Origin of the sequence: Methylocystis heyeri (assembly GCF_004802635.2) — a bacterium.
Taxonomy (GTDB): Bacteria; Pseudomonadota; Alphaproteobacteria; order Rhizobiales; family Beijerinckiaceae; genus Methylocystis; species Methylocystis heyeri.
In genome coordinates this window covers 2,346,317-2,366,859 of sequence record NZ_CP046052.1, presented here as the reverse complement: position 1 = coordinate 2,366,859, position 20,543 = coordinate 2,346,317, and the positions used below count along the sequence as shown (strand labels likewise).

16 protein-coding genes are annotated in these 20,543 nt (G+C 59.7%); 13 read left to right on the top strand and 3 right to left on the bottom strand.

Annotated elements, in window-relative coordinates; translation table 11 throughout:
* Positions 1-3: 3 nt before the first annotated feature.
* From H2LOC_RS10805 to H2LOC_RS22095, 13 genes are all read left to right on the top strand, one after another.
* On the top strand, positions 4-309 hold the full coding sequence (locus tag H2LOC_RS10805) for a hypothetical protein (RefSeq protein ID WP_136496400.1): 306 nt from the start codon (positions 4-6) through the stop codon (positions 307-309).
* Positions 310-532: 223 nt separating this feature from the next.
* Positions 533-757 carry a hypothetical protein gene (locus H2LOC_RS10800; RefSeq protein WP_136496399.1) on the top strand — a complete coding sequence of 75 codons (225 nt, stop codon included), beginning with the start codon at positions 533-535 and terminating at the stop codon, positions 755-757.
* Positions 754-1,458, top strand: coding sequence for a PD-(D/E)XK nuclease family protein (locus tag H2LOC_RS10795; protein WP_136496398.1), 705 nt, complete (start codon positions 754-756; stop codon positions 1,456-1,458). The genes H2LOC_RS10800 and H2LOC_RS10795 overlap by 4 nt, the downstream gene beginning before the upstream one ends.
* Position 1,459: 1 nt before the next feature.
* Complete coding sequence (locus H2LOC_RS10790) at positions 1,460-1,867, top strand: hypothetical protein (RefSeq protein WP_136496397.1); 408 nt, start codon at positions 1,460-1,462, stop codon at positions 1,865-1,867.
* 147 nt (positions 1,868-2,014) lie between these two features.
* Positions 2,015-2,332, top strand: coding sequence for a hypothetical protein (locus H2LOC_RS10785; RefSeq protein WP_136496396.1), 318 nt, complete (start codon positions 2,015-2,017; stop codon positions 2,330-2,332).
* Between the two features lie 160 nt (positions 2,333-2,492).
* On the top strand, positions 2,493-4,052 hold the full coding sequence (locus H2LOC_RS10780) for an SNF2-related protein (RefSeq protein ID WP_136496395.1): 1,560 nt from the start codon (positions 2,493-2,495) through the stop codon (positions 4,050-4,052).
* Positions 4,053-4,128: 76 nt separating this feature from the next.
* Positions 4,129-4,266 carry a hypothetical protein gene (locus H2LOC_RS10775; protein ID WP_154331627.1) on the top strand — a complete coding sequence of 46 codons (138 nt, stop codon included), beginning with the start codon at positions 4,129-4,131 and terminating at the stop codon, positions 4,264-4,266.
* A gap of 18 nt (positions 4,267-4,284) precedes the next feature.
* Positions 4,285-4,671 (top strand): hypothetical protein, encoded by a 387-nt coding sequence (locus H2LOC_RS10770; protein WP_136496394.1) that lies wholly within the window; start codon positions 4,285-4,287, stop codon positions 4,669-4,671.
* Positions 4,672-4,707: 36 nt separating this feature from the next.
* Positions 4,708-5,889 carry a hypothetical protein gene (locus tag H2LOC_RS21575; RefSeq protein ID WP_202620453.1) on the top strand — a complete coding sequence of 394 codons (1,182 nt, stop codon included), beginning with the start codon at positions 4,708-4,710 and terminating at the stop codon, positions 5,887-5,889.
* Positions 5,890-5,955: 66 nt separating this feature from the next.
* On the top strand, positions 5,956-8,946 hold the full coding sequence (locus H2LOC_RS10760; RefSeq protein WP_136496393.1) for a DUF927 domain-containing protein: 2,991 nt from the start codon (positions 5,956-5,958) through the stop codon (positions 8,944-8,946).
* A gap of 8 nt (positions 8,947-8,954) precedes the next feature.
* Positions 8,955-9,815, top strand: a complete 861-nt coding sequence (locus H2LOC_RS10755; protein ID WP_136496392.1) for an ATP-dependent DNA ligase — start codon at positions 8,955-8,957, stop codon at positions 9,813-9,815.
* On the top strand, positions 9,791-10,045 hold the full coding sequence (locus tag H2LOC_RS22100) for a helix-turn-helix domain-containing protein (RefSeq protein WP_425487295.1): 255 nt from the start codon (positions 9,791-9,793) through the stop codon (positions 10,043-10,045). The genes H2LOC_RS10755 and H2LOC_RS22100 overlap by 25 nt, the downstream gene beginning before the upstream one ends.
* Positions 10,045-10,305: a helix-turn-helix domain-containing protein gene (locus H2LOC_RS22095; RefSeq protein WP_425487294.1), complete on the top strand. Its 261-nt coding sequence runs from the start codon at positions 10,045-10,047 to the stop codon at positions 10,303-10,305. The genes H2LOC_RS22100 and H2LOC_RS22095 overlap by 1 nt, the downstream gene beginning before the upstream one ends.
* Positions 10,306-10,409: 104 nt before the next feature.
* Here H2LOC_RS22095 and H2LOC_RS10745 read toward each other — a convergent pair whose 3' ends face one another.
* From H2LOC_RS10745 to H2LOC_RS10735, 3 genes are all read right to left on the bottom strand, one after another.
* The gene (locus tag H2LOC_RS10745; RefSeq protein ID WP_136496390.1) at positions 10,410-10,670 is read right to left on the bottom strand and encodes an HNH endonuclease; all 261 of its coding nucleotides are present in this window, start codon (positions 10,668-10,670) and stop codon (positions 10,410-10,412) included.
* 141 nt (positions 10,671-10,811) lie between these two features.
* Positions 10,812-17,588, bottom strand: a complete 6,777-nt coding sequence (locus H2LOC_RS10740; protein ID WP_136496389.1) for a PLxRFG domain-containing protein — start codon at positions 17,586-17,588, stop codon at positions 10,812-10,814.
* Positions 17,589-17,597: 9 nt separating this feature from the next.
* Complete coding sequence (locus tag H2LOC_RS10735) at positions 17,598-20,537, bottom strand: transglycosylase SLT domain-containing protein (RefSeq protein WP_136496388.1); 2,940 nt, start codon at positions 20,535-20,537, stop codon at positions 17,598-17,600.
* Positions 20,538-20,543 lie beyond the last annotated feature (6 nt).

Sequence of the window (20,543 nt, the reverse complement as noted above, 5' to 3'; positions counted from 1 at the left end):
TTCATGGAAACTCTCGACCCAGAGAAGGTCTACAACGTGCGCATCGCGTTTCAGACCTCGCAGCTTATCGCTGTTTTGCTCTATCGTCTTATGTCGCAGAAGGTGCTCACGCACGAGGTCATCGAGGAAACTTGCAAGGGCTTCGACCTTAAGGCTCGGCCCCGGTCTAAGATACTTGAAGTCCGCAAGGCGCTCGCCGGCCACAATGTTTCGCCCGTTACCACGTCGGGCGTGGGGTACTCTCTGCTGCCGGAGGACAGAGACAAGCTCAAGAACTACGTCGCCGAGTTCCAGAAGGAGGCCGCGTGATGCCGCTAAGCTACCACCGAGCCGACGCTCTGAGATATGCGATGCTGCGCGCTGGCGACAACGTGGCGTCCGGTGGCCTGACGGTGGGCGGACGCGTGCCTAACAATCCGCGCGGACGCCTTACGTATCCAGATGTTCCTGACCTCTCATCCCACGTCGCTGCGAATATATGCCCGGAGTATCGTGACGTGTTCGCAGAGCCGGCCGGCGGTTCGAGGGCGAAATGCTCGATATTGTCGGGCGGCTGATAATGCGCCTGCGGTGGTCCGACGACATGCGCGGCGTGCGCCATCCCGTCATCAAGGGCGTGCATTCGTCGCGGAGCAAGGTCTACTTGTTCATGGCGACCTTCGAGGGCGAGGCGTTCGTGCTCGAAGACGATGCAACGATGTATCCGTCGGATACGCTCGTGGCGCAGATCAACCTACTTACCGCCGGAGGTAAATGATGGCGTTGCAAGTTCGCCAGCGTAAGCCCAAGGCGTGGTCGTGGTCCTATTCGAAGCTGAAAAATTACAGGACATGCCCCCGCCGTCACTACCACTGCGACATTGCCAAAGACGTTCCGCAGGAGACGAGCGACGCGCTCACATGGGGCAACGCAGTTCATGAGGCCATGGCGGCGCGCGTCGGCAAGAACGTCCCTCTGCCGGAGGACATGCAGCAATTCGAGGACTGGGCGGCAAAGGTCAAGACTGACATGCCCGGAGCGGTAACGTCTTGCGAGCACGAGCTGGCTATGACCGCCGAGTTTAAAGCGAGCGCTTGGTTCGGAAATGACACATGGACGCGCGTTAAGCTCGACGTGCTCCAGATCATTCCGGCAGGGAGCACTCAAGTCGCGTCGCTCATTGACTGGAAGACGGGTCGGATCGAGAGCGACTCGGAGCAACTCGGGATCGCCGCAGCCGTTGTGTTCGCGAATTTTCCGAACGTCCAGAAAATCAGAACCCGCTTCGTGTTCTTGAAAGAGGACGCCGATGGAGAAGAGGACTTCACTCGGCAGGACATGCCCCTGCTATGGGCGAAGCTCTTACCCGAGTTGGGTAAGATGAAGCACGCAGCGGAAACAAACGACTACCCCGCCAAACCGTCGCACCTTTGCAAGAAGTATTGCCCGGTGGCGTCGTGCGAACATCATGGGAAATAACATGCACCAACTGTTTCGCTCAATGTGCGCAGAGAGGTTCGCGTTTACGTTACACGACGGGCGCGAAATCATATTCGACATTAGCAAGCTCAATGACGACATAGCTCGTAACGCTGTGCCGGCAGAGCGCAGCATCGCTAACGTAGACAAATCTTTGGCCGACGAGTGGCCGGAAGGGCCCATAAACCCGAGCAGGCTCGAACTCATAACCCGCAAGATCGTGGCCGACCATCCGATCGCCTGCATGGCGCTCCCTAACGGAGCGTTCATACTCGACGGGTATCATAGATACAGCCGGGCGGTGTTGTCCGGCATGCCAGAAATCAAGATGCGCGTCATAACGCCCGAGGTCGCCAAGCAATATGTTCTCTCGGGCGTCGAGTATTTTGACGAGTTCGCGAAAGGGTAGCGTCATGGGCTATAGTGTTCCGGCGTGGATGATGGTCGCTCTGCTGATCGTGTATGTTATCGCAGGGCTCAAATCTCACGACGACTGCGTATCGCGTTACGGCTTTGAAGCTCCGGCGTGCCAGCCACAATCCGAATACGCAGGCGAATGATGACTCCCGAAGGCAAGATCAAGCGCGCAGTAAAACAGGCCCTCAAGCCCTACGAGGCCGAGGCCGACATATGGATGCCGGTTCCCGGCGGCTTTGGCGAGAGCCGTCTCGATTTCGCGGTTTGCTACAGAGGGCGTTATATCGCCATCGAGACCAAAGCTCCGGGCAAAGACCTCACAGCCCGGCAGAAACAATGTGTCGCTCGCTACACACGTGCAGGCGCACAGGTTTTCGTCATCGACGATACAGACGTTTGCATCCGCGCTCTGGAATTTTACATGGAGCAATTGCGAGCGGCTTACCCGAGCGGGTAATATCTATGAAGCACAAGGGTTATAGTCGCGTATTCGTCTGCCCTCTTGAGTATCAGCGAAAGTTCAAGCGCATGATGAAGCTCTGCGAGTTGGAAGTAATCATCAAGCGCGCCATCGTAACCCTGCCGGAGTGGCTGGCGAAGAACAAGGGACTTATATAATGTCCATCCACGTTACCCCGTCTGGTAAAGTTGTCATGCCCTTCCATGGGGCTATGGCGGCTGTGTTCCCAGAACATGAGCGCAAGCTCGTGGCCGGCACGGATTATATGGCTCTGCCGTATGACGTGTCTACTGCGATCATGGCGCGTAGGTTCGGCCTTGACATGCCGGCCCCCGTGTTGTCGCAATATGATTGGGGTAATGCGCCTAGGACGCCGTTCGAGGTCCAACGTCAAACCGTGTCGTTCCTCACCTTGAACACGCACGCCTACGTGCTCAATGGGATGGGGACCGGCAAGACCCTTTCTGCGTTATGGGCGTTCGACTTCCTGCGGGTCACCGGCTTCGCTCGCAGAGCCTTGATAGTTGCGCCCGTCTCGACGCTCTACGCGACGTGGGCCAGCGAGATTTTCAACAATCTCCCGCATCTGAAATACGTCGTGCTCGACGGAACGAAGGGCCGCCGGCTCAAGCGTCTAAACGAAGATTGGGACGTTGCCATAGTCAACCACGACGGCGTAAAGGTCGTCTTGGAGGCGCTCAACGCACGCGACGACATTGACGTTCTCGTGCTGGACGAACTGGCGGTGTATCGCAACGGGCGCGCGGCGCGCACGAAGGAAATGATAAAGTTCGCCGCCAACAAGTCGTGGGTCTGGGGCATGACCGGCAGCCCGGCGTCCATGGGGCCGATTTCGGTATGGGCGCAATGCCAGATCGTAACACCGCATACGGTCCCTAAATACTTTGGTCACTTCCAAAAGGCCGTGCAAACGAAGCTCTCGCAGTTCCGTTGGGAAGACAAGCCGGACGCACTCGAACGCGCGTTGGACGTTATGCAGCCCAGCGTGAGGTTCTCGCTGGACGACGTGATAGAGTTACCCGCGCAGGTAATGCAGCATTTAGACGTGCCGATGAGCGCGAAGCAGAAGACCGTCTACAAGGCCATGACGGAGGCTGCTGCGGCTATGGTTGACAGTGGCGACGTGACGGCTGCTAACGCAGGCGCGCTGCTCAACAAGCTGCTCCAAATCTCTGCCGGGTGGGTCTACAACTCACAAGGCCAAATCGTTGAGCTTGACGGTGGCGCAAGGCTTGACGCCTGCATAGACGCAATCACGTCAGCATCCGGCAAGGTGATTGTGTTTGCGAACTTCAAGCACGTTGTCGCAGGCATATCAGAGCGACTTACCGCCGAGGGTATCGAGTTCGCGACGATAACGGGCGAGACGCCAAGCGCTACGAGAACCCAGATATTCCACGATTTCCAGAACACTTCGAAATACAAGGTGCTCGATGCGGCTCCGGGGGCCATGGCGCATGGCGTCACGCTCACAGAGGCCGATACGGTCATCTGGTATGGGCCGACGCTTTCTCTGGAGACCTACAATCAAGCGAACGCGCGCATTCGTCGCATCGGGCAGAGGCGCAAGCAACTAATCCTGCATCTGTGTTCGAGCCCGGCAGAGCGACGGATGTATAAAAACCTTGAGAACAGGGACATGACGCAAACCAAGCTGCTCGATCTATTTCGGGATCGCACAGCGTTAGCAGTTTAAAGGGAGACGCCGCCATGCGTGTTAATGTGTATGCCGAAGAAATGACAGAGACGGAAATCTTACGGAGCCGGTGCAAATGCGAGGCCCGTTCATTCACCGCCCTGGAGACGACGACAGCTCGGCTGTAACATTCTGGGGCAAACAGGACATGCGCGGCGTGCTTCGCAAGATGCTTGCTGCGCTGGATGCGCATTACGAAGCCGTGAAGCTATAACCGTCTAAAGGTGCAACCATGGCAAGGACCGACGCGGAATACGCCGAGCTGTATATCCAGCTTCGCGACAAGAAGAAAGCGTTCGAGGATAAATGCAAAGAGAGCATCAAGCCGGTAAACGATGCAATGGACAAGCTCGAAAGCTATTTCCTCAACAAACTCAACCAATCAGGCGGGGAAAGTCTTTCATTTCCCGCCGCAACAGTGTATAAGAGCGTGAAGAGTTCTGCGTCTGTCGCCGATGCGGAAGTATTCCGGGACTATGTGATGCTGTCGAGCAATCTCGATCTACTCGACATCAAGGCGAATGTTACGGCGGTCGAAGACCATATAGGCAAATACCAAGAGCCGCCGCCGGGCGTCAACTTCAAGCAATACGATCGCGTCGGGTTTCGGCGCAAGTAATTACCCGAGCGGGTATGAGTTTACTAGGAGAACCAAATGGCAAACGAACTTATGGTACCGCAGAACCTCGGCGCGCTGCCGGCGGAATATGCGCATCTTGTGAACAACGCGGACGTGCTCGGCCATAACGTCGTCTCGGGGTATGCCGTGCTCGGCATCCGAGGAAAGAATTTCTGGTTCAAGCAGGGCGGCGAGGAAACGCTTATCGAGCGTGGCGACGGCTCCGGCGACCCGGCGAACAGCATCCCGGTTATCATCGTCAAGGCGGCGGAACACGGCTCCAAGACCTATTACCCCGGCGGGTATGACGACAGGAACAAAGAGGCCCCGTCGTGCTTCTCGCCGGACGGCATCCGCCCTGATCCGAGCGTCGAGCAGCCGCAGAACCCGGCGTGCGCCACATGCCCGCAGAACCGGCCCGGAAGCCGCGTGTCGGACAACGGCAAAAAGGTCAAAGCGTGCTCTGACAACTGGCGTCTCGCCATCGTCCCGGCGGACGATCCGGCCAATGAAGTGTATGGCGGCCCCATGCTCCTTCGCGTGCCGGCGGCCTCACTCGGCGACATGCAGACCTACGGTCGCAAGGTTCAAGCGACCGGCAACGCCTATTTCACGGTCCGCACGGTGCTTCGGTTCGACCCGTCGCAGGCGTATCCGAAGCTGCTCTACACCGCGGAGCGTTCGCTCACGGCTGAGGAGCTGGGCATCGTGATCGCCATGCGTGACGATCCGAAGGTTCAACATATCCTGTCCGAAGCGTCCGAGTTCTACGGCGCGGACGATGGCGGCGATGACCCGGCTGCTCCGGCCCCCGCTCCGGCGGCTCCCCCGAAGGCTCCCCCGAAAGCCCCGCCGAAGGCTCCCCCGGCGGCTGCTGCTCCGGCTGCGGCCCCCAAGCCTGCGCCTCGCCCGGCGGCCCCGGCTGCGGCCAAACCGGCTCCGGCCAAGCCGGCGGCGGCCCCGGCTGCGGCCCCCAAGCCTGCGCCTCGCCCGGCGGCCCCGGCTCCGGCCAAACCGGCTCCGGCCAAGCCGGCTCCCGAGCCCGAGCCTGCCGCCGAACTTATCATCGAGAACGGCCACTATTGGGACGCGACCCTCGGCGATTGGGTTCCGATTCCCGAGGATGGGTATATCGGACCGACCGAAGCCGAGGCCATGGGGGTCGATGCAGCCGTAGACGGCGCGCTTGACGCGGCTCTTGACGCCGCATTCGGCTGAGTAAAATCCGTTCCCTAAAGTTACCGGCGGGGGTAATTCCCCGCCGCATTCATCTTGGGCTTGGGAATGGCAGAGGGCGCGCAGCTATATTTGGAGAGAGTGCTCCCCTTAGACGGAGAGCACTTCGTCGGGGTGTTCAATAAAGAAAATGGGAAGGGGGCATTCGGATATCCGGGGCTTACTGCCGATGAAGCCTTAAAGGTTGTGCGTCGGTTCCGGCAGAGGCCGGGGAACAACGTGTATGTGTCGCTTGCATCGCAAAAGGGCTACGACGAAAGGCAATCGTCCAAAACAGGCCAAGCGTTCAAATCTGCAAAGCGCACGCTGGAGACCTTCGCAAAGTCGAAGTGCCTCTACATGGACATTGACGTAAAAGAGAAGGGGTATCCTTCACAAGAGGTCGCCATAGCGGCGCTATACGAAGCTGTGGACAACTACCAGCTCCCGCGCCCGACCGTGATAGTTGGCTCCGGTTCGGGAGGCATCCATGCATATTGGGTGCTTGACGCGCTGCTCGATTACATGGAGTGGCGCTCGCTATCCGAAGCACTCATTGATTGGGCGGATCGCGCGGGCATAAAGTTCGACCGTGGCGTTACCATAGACGGCGTGCGCATCCTTCGCGTGCCGGGGACGATGAACAACAAGCCGGGCGTCAACAAGCCCGTCACGATCATCTACCTAGAGGAACAGGACATTGCGCTCCAAGACATGCACAACGCACTCGCGCCCTACAAGCGAGCCGGTGTCGCTGACAGAGTGCGAGAGGCGCTCGGTATCGGGAACGCTGATGTTCTTGGTGGAAACTATTTCCAGGCTGCCGGGCTGCGAGACATCGACAAGGTTGCAGTTGAGTGCCCTTGGATTTCTAACCAGCTTGCTACTGGAGGCGTTGGGCGCGACAACCCCCAATGGTCGCAAGCCGTCCTAGTCGCCTCGTTCTGCGAGAACCCAGAAGCTACAGCGCACAGGCTGTCAAACGGCCATGCGCAATACACCGATACAGAGACTCAAGCCGAGATAACGCGCCGCCTCAAAGAGCGCGACGAAGGCACGCACCGCGTCGGTTTTCCGTCGTGCCATGCCATTCGCGACACGGGCGCGGACGAATGTCAGACTTGCCCCCATTTCGAGCTTGAGACCTCACCGCTAAAGCTCGGCGACACAATTGCCATGCCGCCCGAGGCCCCATTACCCGAAGCGGTAAGGCAAGCCGAAGAAGAAGTCAAGCGGGATTACTCGCTTGAAACCATCGCCCTCAAACTAAACCCATTCCTGCCGGCAGGAGGGCGGGTGAACCCTCAAACCGGGATCGTCACAGCCGAACGAACATCTGAGAATGACGACGGCGACGCTGAGACCAAGCGCATCAACGTGTTCAAGGGCGTCATCTTCGAGGCTTGGATTTCCAGGGGCACGGACGGCCTCATATTCAACTTCATGACGACTATCGGCGGCAAGCCCACGCAGGGTAGCGTATCCGTCAAGGAAGCTGGCGGATCATCCCCAAGAGGGCCGCTGGCGGGGCAGGGGCTCTTTCTGAGCGAGGGCAAAGATACCGAGGCATTCATGAGAGACTGGCTCCACAACCTCAAGACTGCCGCCGAGACCGTCATTACTGGCGTTCCGTTCGGGTGGCACACTATGGGCGACAAGGACAAGGCGGACGCTCCGCTAGGGTTCTCCTACGCCGGGCTACAATACTCGACCAAAAATCCGGGGCTTGCTCCGCGCCCGAGCGAGGAGCTGGTAAAGCAGTATTACCCGGCTGGGGTAATAGAGCCGTGGAAGGACGCCGCAGCGGCCATAATCGCAGACAACTGCCAAGACCGTGCAGTGATTATCGCGTCGGCGTTCGCAGCCCCGCTCATGAGGTTCACAGGCGAGGGCGGCGTCGCGCTGGGAACATTCTCACCGGAGTCTGGTCTAGGCAAGTCCACGGCGCTAAAGATCGCTCAAGCAGTATGGGGCCATCCCCGGCGCGGTCTGCAAGGGCTCGACGACACGATGAACGCCACCATCCAAAAGGCGGCAGAACTAAACTCCCTGCCGGTCTACTACGACGAGTTGAAGACGCATGATGAAGTTACGAACTTCACGAGCACCCTCTTTAGGTTGACATCCGGCAAGGGCAAGGCGCGTCTTTCTGCGGCTGCGAAGCAACAGGAAACGCCGACGTGGGACACGATGCTGGTCTATGCGTCAAACGATACAATCGTCGCAGCGCTAACGGAGACGACTAAGGGGACTGTGGCCGGCAATGTTCGCGTGTTTGAGTATCAAACGCGCCCGTTCGCGCCGAGCATAACACCGTCAGCAATGGCGCAGAAAATATCGCAGCTCGAAACCAACTACGGGCGCGCGGGCGAGGTCTACGCGAAGTTTTTAGGCGCTAATGCCGCATCCGTTCGCGCTCAAGTAGCGGAGCGGATGAACAGCTTTGCTGACAAGCTCGGAGCGACTGGCGAAGAACGGTTCTGGGTTAGCGCCATGGTCATAACGCTGGCCGGAGCCGCCTACGCTAACCAGCTCGGGCTCACAAAATTCAACCTACCATCTATGAGGGCGTTCCTGACAGACGAGTTCGATCGCATGCGCGCGGCGCGTAAGATCGCGGCGAACGACCTCATGAATATCCAGTCGATCATAACCATCATGTCCGAGTTCCTCGCGGATATGGCCAGCCGTAGGACGATCCATACCGACCAGATAAACCTTAAAGCGCGTGGTCGCCCCAAACCGTTGAAGCTATTCGAAGACCCGCAGCGCGTAGACCGGCTCGGCGTCCAGATTAAATACGAGACTGCCCCCGGCGACCGCGGCATAATCCTTATAGACGAGAGCGAGCTTGAGAAATGGCTGGGGCAGAAACGCATCCCCATAACCGTGTTTCTTACCTCCGCCGGTAATCTGCTCCGGGCGGATCGTTCGGTAGGCGCACTCGGGACCGGCACGCGCTTAGCCATTTCGAACGTGCGCGTATTCAAAATCGACACGGCGGAAATGTCCGCCGAGCCCTTCCGCAAATTCTGTCGCGACCCTGAAAAACCGATCTAGGAGCCCCCATGAAACCCATGCTCGCCGCAACGCTCGACAATTTCGACGACCTCACATATCCTCTTATCGCTTCGCCCAAGCTGGACGGAATAAGGTGCATCGCCGCAGCCGACGATGGGGCTCCTATGTCCAGAAAGTTTGAGGAAATTCCAAACCGCCACATATACAACATATTCAGAGAAGCTCATAGGGTGTTTCCTCTGACTTTGCTTGATGGCGAGCTGATGGTTCCGGGTAAGGACTTTAACGGCGTGCAATCAATCGTCATGTCGCGCGACGCTGTGTCGAACTTTGAGCATCATGTGTTCGACCTAGCCTACGCCAACATACCGTTTCGCGAGCGCCTCACAGAGCTACAATCTTACAAGCTACCGCCATGGGTAAAGATTGTTGACCAGTGGGAGATTGCAAACCTTATGGAGCTTATCGCCGCAGAGGAATACTGCGCGCAGGCAGGCTATGAGGGTATTATGCTGCGCAATCCAGAAGCAGGATACAAGCTAGGCAGGAGCACTCTCAAAGAGGGTGCGCTGATGAAATACAAACGCTGGTATGACGCAGAGGCTACCATCGTTGGGTCAGTAGAGCTTATGCTGAATGAGAACGAAGCGACCAAAGACGCCATCGGACACACCAAGCGATCCAAAAAGAAAGAGGGCCTCGTGCCGGGAGGAACCCTCGGCGCTCTCAAAGTGCAGTTCTTCGGCGTCACGTTCGAAGTAGGGTCGGGGTTTACTGATGACCAGCGCGCCGAATATTGGTCCTCTCGTGACCAGTTACCCGGCAGGGTAATCACGTTCAAATATCAGGAGCTTTCTAAAAAGGGCGTCCCACGCTTTCCGGTGTGGCTTGGGTTTCGGGAGGACTGATTGTGCCAGAGAAATCACCCCACCCCGCAGTGCACCCATTCATTCGCTTCGCGCTAGGAGAGGCGCGCAAGAAATCAAAAACTGTTGTTTCCGTAGCCAAGATGGCTGGGATCGACGCCAGTCTCATTAGCCATTGGAAGCGCGGATCGTGCAGCCCGACGTTGGCCAACATAGAGGCCGTTCTAAATGCGCTCGGTTACGAACTTATACTACGTAAGGTCGCGAAGTAATGTGTAGGTTGCGCACAAGCATACGAGTAGCTCCGGGCGTAAGCGTTCATAGGTTCGTAGCGCTCGCCGTAGACGCGGCCAGAACAAGCCCTATGAGCTTGGAAGTCATATGCGAGAAGGCCGGCGTGAACCGTGATATGCTGCGCCGGTGGGCAGTCGGAAAGCGCGGGCCGTCGATAATAACGCTGGAAGCAGTCCTAGACGTGCTCGGTTATGAAATCATCGTGAGAAGAAAGGTGTCGCCGCCATGCGATCAATAATAGCAGACATTCTGTTTACGGTAGCGGCAGCCATAGTGGGGGCGGCTGCCGGTCTAGGGTTCCTTGTAATGCACGTCATTTTTCGGCATTACCTCGAAGGGTAATCAGACGTTAGGGACAGAGTATCCCTTGCGACCGGCACGCCAGCCGCGGTTTGATTTGACGCTCTGGACTTTGGTATTGCTCGCAGAGTTCGAGCCGCCATTGTCCAGAGCTTTTTTGTGCCCAATGTCCTTGCCCTTGATGGCGGCCTTTCCGAGTTTCTTTTCAGCCTCAAGGCGGGCGTGGTTGCGCTCTGAGCGTTTCTTTATCTGGGCGGGAGTGCCCTGATAGTCCCGATATTCTTTTGCGTAGTCTCTGGCCATGTCACAAACTCCCAAATAGCTGCTTCATCGTATCTCTCACGATGACTTGCACCGTGGCTTTCTTGCGGCTGTATGCTGCATCGAACGGAAGGCTGATGAGTGCCCACATTATTTTGTCTGCGGTATCGAGTGCCGCTTCGTCTATGGAGTTATCCCGTAGGCGCGCTTGTAGGTCTCTATCTCGGACTTGTTGCGCTTGTTCACTTGCTGGCCGAGCGTCGTCTCCTTGGTCTTGCGCGCATTTGCAACATGCGCATCCGTGATTCGGTTGTCTGGGTGCAGCCTGTTCCATTCAACCCGCTCCTGAATTGTTCTAGCCAGATCGCCCTTGGGATGCGCAAGCCGTTCAATAAGCTCCTGCCGCCTCTTGCTGTCGCGGAGCTGCCGTTCGCGCATGTGAGCGGTTGCCGCCTGCGCATTTGCGATGCTTGATGGCTGGAGCCCGATGGCCTGTAGCGTTGCAGCCGGCAGGGATGCGGGCGGGGCCACTTGATTTCCGCGCTTCGTCTGCTTCCCTTCTGCGTAGAGCCCGATAGCCTTGAACGTGTCCTCGACCTGTTTGATTGGCGATATCTTCGCGAGCCCGTCATAGATCTTGCCCTCCATGACGTTCTTTGCGCCCTCGGCGGTTTCGAACATGGCTTGCGTCGGAGCGCCGAAGATGTTCCCGGCGAAATATTGCATGAGGTCGCCAGCGCCATATCCGCTCGGCTCGCCGAACAGTAGACCTCCCGCGCCGAGTCTGTGTCCGACGTTTAGTCCGACGGCCTCGCCCGCGCCGTGCATGATGACGTTCGCGCCTTCGCCGCCAACCATGCTCGCGATCTTTTGTTGTAGATCGTCCTCGAACGTGCCGTATGTGTAGTTGGTCACGCCTACAGCGTTCGCCATTATCAAGGCGACCTTCGCCATGTCCATTGCGAGCGGAAGCCCGACGACGCCGCCGAGCACGCCAGAGGTCGCCGTTACATAGGCGAGGCGCTTCCACGCTTCCTTGCGCGTGGCAGGGTCAACGTCGTGCAGCGCCGTGTTCATGCTCTCGGCGAGCAATGCCATGACGTTCTGTGCATAGCCCTTGAACTGGAACGCCATGCGACCGAGTTGGCTCTTGGCGAGCGGTATGCGGTTAGCCGCCGAATAAAGCCCCTGTGTAGACGCTACCGTATCCTGTGCATACTTCACAGCCTCGGCGTGCGAATGACCGGCAGAGCGCTCTAGGCGATACGCTGCAATCGCGTCAACCATGCGGTTGACCATTTCAGCCGCGCCAGAGATTTCACGGAATGCGTTGTCCACCCTGTATAGAGCGCGCTGCGCAGCGTTACCCTCTGGGGTAGATTTCGTGAAGTCAAACATGTTGTCGGGGTGGATGTGCCCCGACTCAACGAGCGCGTCGAGCATGCGGTTTAGATCGCGCCCGTCTTTCTGGTTGCTGAGCCTCTCTCTTACAGTCGTGAGGAAGTTCGTCGCCCGCGCGTTCGGGTCAGATATGAGGCGCTTGAACCCTGCGCCGCCTTCCTTGAGAATGTCCAGCGCTGATACGTCTTTGTAGACGCGGCCAATCTCGCCCGCAGCGCGCATGCCATGACGCGACGCAAGGACGGGCAGCGACATCTGGAACGGGTGCGCCATATGAATGAGGACGTGGCCAATGCTGGCCATGCGCTTGAGCCCCGTCAAGAGCATGGCGTCGCGCACGATCGGGTTGAGGTCGCCGCCGAGCGCGCCTGTGTCAATGTGGCCAAGGCGCTCTTTGATGCTCTTGAAGACTTCCTGCTTGTCGGTAACGCTGTCGTGGTAACGGCTGGCGTCTATATCCTTCCGCATGGTCTCTAGGTGCTGGTTTATCTCCGGCGCGAACTCTCCCTTAGCCCTATACGATGAAAGCGACCGCCCATAGTCAAGGAAGTCTCGCGCCATGTCCTCGTCACGCCCGAGAGTGTGGCCCTTACCCAACATGCGCTTGGCGAAGCGATTGCCGGGATACATGGTAACAGCCGCTTCTGAAATAGCTTTCGATATCTCGGCGCGATCATTATCGCCGAGGCTGCCATAGTTTCTCACATTGTCTATGAGGGCCTGCATCTGCGGCGTTGAGATTTCAAGCCCGGCGTCAACGGTATCGTTGCGTTTCTGGACCTCCTGCACGTCGGCGAACTTGCCGCTGTCCAGCATTTCCTGCCGGTGTGCGCCGGCAGCGCGTTGCGTCTCATGGGCCTCGAAAACGCGCGGATTTACCTTGACGTGATACTTCCCGATGGGCTCACCCTCGCGTGAGATTGCCCCCTCATAGGTGGATCGCTCGCCAGTGAGCGAGTCATAGTATGCCGTCTTGTGCGAGGTCGGAAGGTCCAAACTCGTAGCGTATTTGTGCGCCGCCTCACGAGTGTCAAACTCGTAGGTGTGCTTGTCTATGAGCTTGCCATCCGTCGGCTTGGCGTATTTCAGCTCGCCGTGCGTGATCCAGTCACCACGGCGATAGGACGGCGCATAGGGGCCTGTCTGCTTGAACGCTGTGTGGACGTTGTTCGTGGCTTTTAAGACGCCGTGGTATTTCTCGTTCGTGTCGTCGAGCATCACCTTACCGGCCTTGGCGCTCGCCTTTACCTCCGGCGGTAAGTCGGTCCCGTTGAGCATCTTGGACAGCGTTGCGTCCTTTGCGCCCTTGGCCTGCTCTGCGTAGAAGTCCTGCGTTCTATTCCAGAACTTCTGCAGCTCTTCCGGCAGGGCCTTGTATTGCGCCGCGAGTTCAGCGTGCTTGGACCGACCCTGCCAGTTTATGAATGCGCCAGCGGCTTCGTCGCCCTTCTTCGTGTTCTCGCGGCTCAAATCAAGGTGTCGGTTCTTTGCGTCGCCGAGCCCAACGTCTGGATGCACGTTGTAGCGCTGCGCTCGGTCGGTAAGGTCCAGATAATTCTGCCAGTCCTCGCCCATGTATTTCTTGCTCATGGCCGCAACGTCGCGCGCCATGTCATATGCGGGGGCGAACAGATGCTTCATGCGCGTGTCCATGCGCGCCGCAGCATCGTTGAGGGCCTCATGCGCCCTTGAGAACACTTCCCCCGTCTTGTGCCGGGTCATCTGGTAGAGCTGACGGCCGGTCATGAGCTGCGCGGCCTGCGTCTTCATGAAGTGCGAGAGGTCTTTGCCCCGCCCGGCAGCGTCGATCCGGTTGACAAGATCATCCACGACTTGTCGCGCCGTGCGCTGGGCGTGCGCGGTGTCTCGAACTTCTTCAACGTCCTTTAGGTGCGCCACAAATCTATCGCGCAAGCTCTCAACGTGCGGATGCTCGGCGTCGAAATCGCCTTGCTTCATACGTTCTGAAACGCGCATTATGGCGTCTAGCGCCGTATGCACATGCGGTTGTAGCCCGACGATCCTGCGGACAAAATCCGTTACGGCCTGCCACATTGTCCGTTTCGCGTCAGCCCCCAGCCCGAGCTTCGCAGCCAGTGCGTCGGATATTGGCGACGCAGCCAGCATATTCTGAAACTCTTCGTTTCCGAACGCCTCTGCGATAAACTCATGGGGGTTCGTCATGCCGTAGTGGTTTGGCGTCTCTTCGCGTATGTCGTCCATTATGCTGCGCAGCGTATCTTGCAGGCGCTTCGATTTGTATATTTTAAGCCATGTAGCGGCGTGGACAGCCTCGTGTAAAACACGATGCGTCAACTTGGCCGCGTCGCCAGTCGCCCTCACCACTATATGGCCGTGCATGGGATCGTAATGCCCCACGGTGTCATAACGCATGGCGCTGATTGCAGACTCGTCCACGATATGCACGGGAGTATCGCCGACGATATGCCGCAACTGCCTCGCTATATACGATTGTATGCTGCCATCTTTGCGGCGCTGTAGCGCAAGCTTCGGCAGCATTTCTCTAAGCGTCGTTGAGTGCGTCGGTACGAACGTATGTGTGCCTGCGGCAGACCATATGCTTCCGTGCGGCGCATACGGCTTGTTCATGTCGCCATGACGAAGCCAATGCTTTAGCTGGTCCGGCGTTACCTCGGCTATAGAGTGCCTGCGAGCCCGGCCAGTGCCATCGCCAAACGACTTGTCATAGAGCGCCTTTGCCTCCGCAACGGATCGCGTGCCGAACACAACCTTATGTTCGTCAAGTGCGCCCGTCGAGAGGTCGCGTTGGTTGATGACATACGCCTTGCCGGTCTCACCGTGCGGCCCGATAAACGCATCCACCGCGTCCTTGTCGTGACCCTTCGTCCCTTTGATATAGCCGTAGTCCGTCGGCATGGTGTGCGACCATGGCTCGCCGTTCGTGTCTACGCCGGAACGCTCGGAGCCCTTCGGGTTCTCAATCGCTACGGGGTGTTCTTCGAACTTGACGTGTCCCTTCGCGTAGTTTCCGGCCCGCTTCTGGGCCTCGGTAGGGTTTGTGTTAACGTCGAGGCGCGCTCTCGCTACGCCTTCCTTCCCTTCGAGCTTGGGTTCCGTCTTGGCTTTGATCGCGTCGAGCACCTTTGCCTTACCCGGAGGGGTAACGCTGCGACGTTTCACGGTCTCAACTTTGAACGTGCCAGCTTTGCTCTCGCCAGCAATACCTCCCTCGGTAGGAGGGAGTGCCGCCCGGTCTTGCGCCGTTTTTTCGCGCTGGGCTTTTGCCTCGGCTTCATGCTGGGCCTCCGCTGCCCGGCGCTCGGATACGGTCTCTGGCTCGGGCGTCTCGTGAAACTCGGACTCTGTGGTTTGTGGCCTGTCGGCGACCTCTTCCGAATGCCCCAGCGAAGCCTCGCGCTCGGCTTGCGTCTTCACGCCGTTCCGCGCAGCCATGACATCCTGTCCCTGCTGCCGGCGCATGTCTAAATACGACTTTATGTCCTCCGGCGTGCCGGCGCGGAGAAGGCGTTCCGACATATCGAAGTGCGTGTCAGAGGCGTTTTTGCTCTTGCTTATGAGCCGCTGCGCCTCTGTCAGCAACATGGACGCGGGGCTGTGCCCGTGATCGGCAAGGTTCGTATCCTTGACCGTGCCCGGCTTCTTCCAACCCTCTTCTAGTGCGGTCTTGACCATCTGCGCAGCGCGGTCTTTACGCTGGCCAGCGGTCTCGTTTTCCTTCGGCTTGAACTTCTCCACAACCTTATCAGCGACGGCGTTATTGTTCGCGCGCGCCTCTTTCTCGGCTTTGGTCCTGTGGCCGGCACCGGAACCCGCCTCGGGCTTGGGCTCCATACCCTGCAAGTTCTCGCGAACGGTGGCGTTGTTCTCTTCCTGAATGGACTGATCGCGTGCAACCGCCTCGTCCGAAACGTCACGCAGAACGCGGGACTCGCGCACGGGCTCTTGGGATGCCTCGGTGGTTGCCTCTTTGACTGGCTCCGGGGTGGGCTCCTTGCGGCTCTTGGATTTGGCGATGGCCTCTTCGCCCTTCGACCCGACGCCCGGCTTCGCGGCCTTCTGGATCGTGGCCATAACATCCGGGTTGACGCCCGCCGGAAGTGGAGTGTCGGACGACACGCCGGCAGGGGCCTCGTTACCCGGTTCGGGTAAGGGCTCCAGCGGCGGACGCTGGTTCTGTTTCAACGTGTCGAGAATGGCCGGATCGTTGTATTCCGGCGCGCGCTCCGTGCTTCCCGTGTAGTTGTCGGGAAACGGAACGGATCGCTTGGCCTCCGGGGCAGGTAGTGCCTGCAACGGCGGACGCTGCGTATTCTCGATGTTCGAACGCTGAAACCGTTGCGCCATATCCGGCGGAAGGGGCTGGTCCGAAGACGCAGGGTTTGGCGTGGGCGCTTGCTCGCCGTTCTGGCGCTGCGCCATGGCGTCGAGTATCGTCGGGTCGTTGTAGTCCGGCGGACGGTCCATGCGGCCAGCGAAGCCCTCCGGCAGAGGGATCGCCTGTTTTGGGGCTGGGCCGGGAAGTCCTAGAGGCTGCTGTCCTGCGCCTTGGTTGATTACGCTGGGCGCATCCCTGCCGGACGCAAGCGCAGCCTCTTGAGCTACGTCGGGGGATAGGGGGCTCGGCAGCATGAGCGGCTTTGCCTGCGCCGGAGTGGCTCCGGCCACCGCGTCCGGCGTCGCCCCTTTGTCGTATTTCGTTGCGGATCGCCCGGAGTTGCCCGTCACGCCTGCTGCCGCGCCGCCAAGCGCAGCACCCTCAAACCCCGCATTCACGCCGGCCTTGAGCGTGCGCTTCAAATTATAGGGTAGGGACGGGTCGATTGCCTGTTCGACGTTCTGCTGCGAAACGTCACCCTGCGCGCCAGCAACGCCCATGGCAGCGCCGCCTTCGAGCGCGCCAGTGCCGACACGTTTGGCGGTGTCCGCAACGCCATTAGCCCCGCCGGAGCCGTGGAACATGGGACCGAGCACGCCGCCAGCAAGCGCGCCAGCCGCAGCTCCCGCCGCAAGGCTCTTGGGGGTTAGCGCCTGATCGACAACTTGCTGGCTCTGGTCAGAGTTCTGTGTCGCTGCGTCTGCTGCGCGATATGTGCTGTCAATGTTCTGCCCGGTCTGCAACGCAGCGCCACCGATGGCCTGTGCAGCGCGCGCCTCCGGCAGAGCCATTGACGCTGCCACGGGGGCTGCGGCTCCAGCGGCCTTCATCGCCATGGTCGAGACAGGGGACTCGAACACGCTCGCGTGGTCCGCATCGGGGATAAGCTGGGCGTCCATGGCCCGCCTACCTCCGGGGGTAATGCTCCCGCGAAGCGCCTCCGTCCCGGCTCCGGCCAGCTCGCCAACGCCACGGGCGGCCTCGGCAGCATTGTTGAAGCCCGCCTTTGCGAGCCCATAACGCCCCGTGGATATGGCCTGTTGCGCCAGCTCGCCGGCTCCAACGCCAACGGCTTTCGGAATGTCTAGAAGGCTAGCCCCGGTCTCTGTCTTCTCCGGCGTGGTGAGAAGCGAAGGAGCCATCCATCTCGGGTCGAAATCTGTGTTCTTATCGTCAGCCATGGCTTCGCATCACATCGGTTCGAAAGAGAAGTTCGTCGGACCGAGCCCCTCTCGGTTGTGAACGGTCTCGTCAACGGCCTTTCCGACGGCCCCGCCGATCCTTTCCACGGCTGCGCCGGCCTTTGCCCCCGGACTATTCTGGCGGGCGAGTTCCTCTCCCTGTAGCACCTTCAGCCGCTCGGCTCGCAGGGCTTCCAAGCTGGCGTAGCCTTGTCTGGACAGGGCGTATTCAGTCCCGTCCTGCATGGTGAGAGCGACTGCGCCCTTGGCTCCGGGCTTGACTGAATATGGCTTTTGGTCAGGGGCGTGCGGATTGACGGACGAAATCCGATTGGCTGCGTCCATGGCCTCCGCTGGAGACATTTCGTTGTGCATAGCGAACTGCCCGGCGACGCTGCTCAAATGTGGCCGCAACTTGTCGAACTGCGGCTTTGTGAGCGCACCCGGAGACTCCGATGGCGCCGAGGTCGGAAGCTGCGTGCCCAGCTCGTCTGCGTGCGCATGTATCTGCTCGCCTAGCTTCCCACGGTCGCCAACGCTCATGGGCTTCGGCGGGGCGTTAAGCTTCGCCTGCCGGTCTTCATCGTGCTGCGCATCGAGCCGGCTCTGGCGTTCGTCTTGCCTCGCCTGCCTTGCGTCCGCATTCGCATTGCGCGTGTCAATCGCTTGGTCGCGCTGGACTTGTCGCTGATACTGCATCTGCGATTGGTTCATCTGATTGCGTTGCAGGATTGCTTTCTGTTCATGCGGCGTCATCTGGGACCACTGCTCGGCAGTTGGCATAGCCATTGGGCTCGCGCCGTTACCTCCTTGGGTATCAATCGCCTGTGAGGGTTGGGAGGGGGCTCCACCCGGCACGCCCCCAGCCGGGGAGCCCCCTCCTCCCCCCTGTCCGCCCATGTAGGCTTGATAAGCCTGCGACGGGCCGGAAGGAGCGCTGTATTTCTTGCCTGCTGCGGCCTCCATCTGCTTCCAGAACTCGGAGCCGTTGGCGAGGCCGTTGGCGGCAGCAAGGATCATATCCGGGGTGACGCGCCCCTGATAAGTCACATGCCCGTGTTCGTCTGTCTGGATGACGCCATACGTGCCATCCTGCATGGGCTGCGCCTTCGTCACGCGCCCGTTTGGAATGCTGTTGTCTGCGGCGAGAAGCTTGTCCACCGCGCCGCTCGTATCCCCGTGCTGCATGTCGGCGGCGGCCTGCGATCCGAGCTTTGCCGCGGAAAGACGCGCTCCATTGAGCATGGACGCCGCCGCCTGCTGCGCATGATTGAGGTCGCCGTTGGCGGCATAGTAGTTATACATCGCCTGCAACCCGCGCGTCATGCGGATGCTGTGCTCAAGCTCGTTGTGCGGATCGACCATCTGCGCAATGGTCGCCATATCCTGTGGGTGCATTGCGTCTTTGCCGGACAGCATCGCATGGGCTTCCGGCGACGGCTGGCCAATCGCACCCTTGCCGAAACCGCCGAGCTTCTCGGAAAGCCAGCTTCCAACGCTCTGCAATATGTCCGGCAGGGAGGCGGGTTTCCATTCACCGCCCTGCGTCGCGGCTCCCTGCGCAGCGCCAACGGGTAGCGTTGGCGTCGTGTCGATAGCTCGCATCGTCGAGCCCGGAGAACGTGCTTCCTGCGCCTCTACGCCTTCCGGCTCGTCAGGCTCTCCGGGCGTCTCGGTCTCCTCGTCATCGCTCTCGTCATCGTCGGCGAATACAGGGCCGCCGGACGCGAATGTGCGGATGGCCTGAACCTTCCCGCCGCGCGCGTATTCGCCGCCGTCTATGGCCGCCTCGTCGTCCGCGATCTGGTCTTCGCTGTCGTCGCTCGACGCGACTTGCTGGGGCTGGGGCTGCGCAGGGGCGGGGGCAGGCTGCGAGTTACCCGAAGAGGTATTCTGGGAGAGGTCGTTAGGGCGAGCCGGAGGGGTTGGCGTGTCGGGTGCGTTTGTCTGCGCAAGATCGTCCGGCTTCTCCGGCGGTGTCGGAGCTGCGTCCGCAGCCTGCGCGCGTCCGTGTGCAGCGTCGAACTCGCGCTGTTTTTGTTTCTGTGCAGGGTCGGCGCTAAAATCTGCCCCAGATTGCGCTGGCGCAGGAGCAGCGGGCGATGCGAGTTGGCTGCCATCGGGGGTCGCAATGGCCTGCTGCCTCTGTTGCTGCGCTGGCGAGGATGCGCCCCCGAGCGAGTTGTATTTGTTAAGCCAGAGGTTCGCGAACTGCCCTGCGGTCATGTTCGCATTGCCGCCGTTGTTGACTACAGCGTCATGACCGACAATGCTCACGGCAGAAGCGTTAGGGTTGTTCAGCAACCTCGCCGCCGAGCCCGCGCCCTGCTGGTGCGCTAGGTAAAGCTCCGCATTGGTCGGCGTTCTGCCGAGGTCGCGGCTTAAAACTAGCGAATTGTCGTGCGCGAGCCGAGCCGCCGCATCGGCGCTCGCGCGTGGGTCATTCTTATTTGCCAACCCATACTGTCGCGCAGTGTCGTTCGTGAATTGGAACATGCCTCCAGCGGACGAACTGCCTGCGTGCGCGGTCGGATTGAACTTGCTCTCGATCCACGCCGTTCGCTTGAGATAGTCAGGGTCAATGCCGTGCGAACGCGCCGTATCGTCAAGGAACGCCGGGGCATTCGCAGGGTTGTATCCACCGCCGGATGCGTGTGCTGCGGGGGCCGCACCGGAGCCGCCGCCAGCGGGGGCCGATGGTGCTGCGGGGGCCGCACCGGAGCCGCCGCCCGCGCTCGTGCCGCCGGATGAGCTGCCCTGCGGTATGGCTCCGTTGAAGCCTGCGTTGTAAGCGTCCTGCGCCGGCTTTATGCCCTTGGCATTGGCGTTGTTTATGAGCGCGGCGTAGTAACGCTCCATCATCTGCTGATGGCGGTCATCGCGCGCATTCTTCTGCATGGCAGTGAACGCTGCGATAAAGTCCTTAACGTCATTCCCGAGACGTGACATACTGCC

Coding starts and splice junctions, on each gene's coding strand:
- H2LOC_RS10770 (WP_136496394.1), top strand. CDS start 4,285: ATGGCAAGGACCGACGCGGAATACGCCGAGCTGTATATCCAGCTTCGC.
- H2LOC_RS22095 (WP_425487294.1), top strand. CDS start 10,045: ATGTGTAGGTTGCGCACAAGCATACGAGTAGCTCCGGGCGTAAGCGTT.
- H2LOC_RS10760 (WP_136496393.1), top strand. CDS start 5,956: ATGGCAGAGGGCGCGCAGCTATATTTGGAGAGAGTGCTCCCCTTAGAC.
- H2LOC_RS10775 (WP_154331627.1), top strand. CDS start 4,129: ATGCGAGGCCCGTTCATTCACCGCCCTGGAGACGACGACAGCTCGGCT.
- H2LOC_RS10780 (WP_136496395.1), top strand. CDS start 2,493: ATGTCCATCCACGTTACCCCGTCTGGTAAAGTTGTCATGCCCTTCCAT.
- H2LOC_RS21575 (WP_202620453.1), top strand. CDS start 4,708: ATGGCAAACGAACTTATGGTACCGCAGAACCTCGGCGCGCTGCCGGCG.
- H2LOC_RS10790 (WP_136496397.1), top strand. CDS start 1,460: ATGCACCAACTGTTTCGCTCAATGTGCGCAGAGAGGTTCGCGTTTACG.
- H2LOC_RS10795 (WP_136496398.1), top strand. CDS start 754: ATGATGGCGTTGCAAGTTCGCCAGCGTAAGCCCAAGGCGTGGTCGTGG.
- H2LOC_RS10745 (WP_136496390.1), bottom strand. CDS start 10,670: ATGGCCAGAGACTACGCAAAAGAATATCGGGACTATCAGGGCACTCCC.
- H2LOC_RS10740 (WP_136496389.1), bottom strand. CDS start 17,588: ATGGCTGACGATAAGAACACAGATTTCGACCCGAGATGGATGGCTCCT.
- H2LOC_RS10785 (WP_136496396.1), top strand. CDS start 2,015: ATGATGACTCCCGAAGGCAAGATCAAGCGCGCAGTAAAACAGGCCCTC.
- H2LOC_RS10800 (WP_136496399.1), top strand. CDS start 533: ATGCTCGATATTGTCGGGCGGCTGATAATGCGCCTGCGGTGGTCCGAC.
- H2LOC_RS10735 (WP_136496388.1), bottom strand. CDS start 20,537: ATGTCACGTCTCGGGAATGACGTTAAGGACTTTATCGCAGCGTTCACT.
- H2LOC_RS10755 (WP_136496392.1), top strand. CDS start 8,955: ATGAAACCCATGCTCGCCGCAACGCTCGACAATTTCGACGACCTCACA.
- H2LOC_RS10805 (WP_136496400.1), top strand. CDS start 4: ATGGAAACTCTCGACCCAGAGAAGGTCTACAACGTGCGCATCGCGTTT.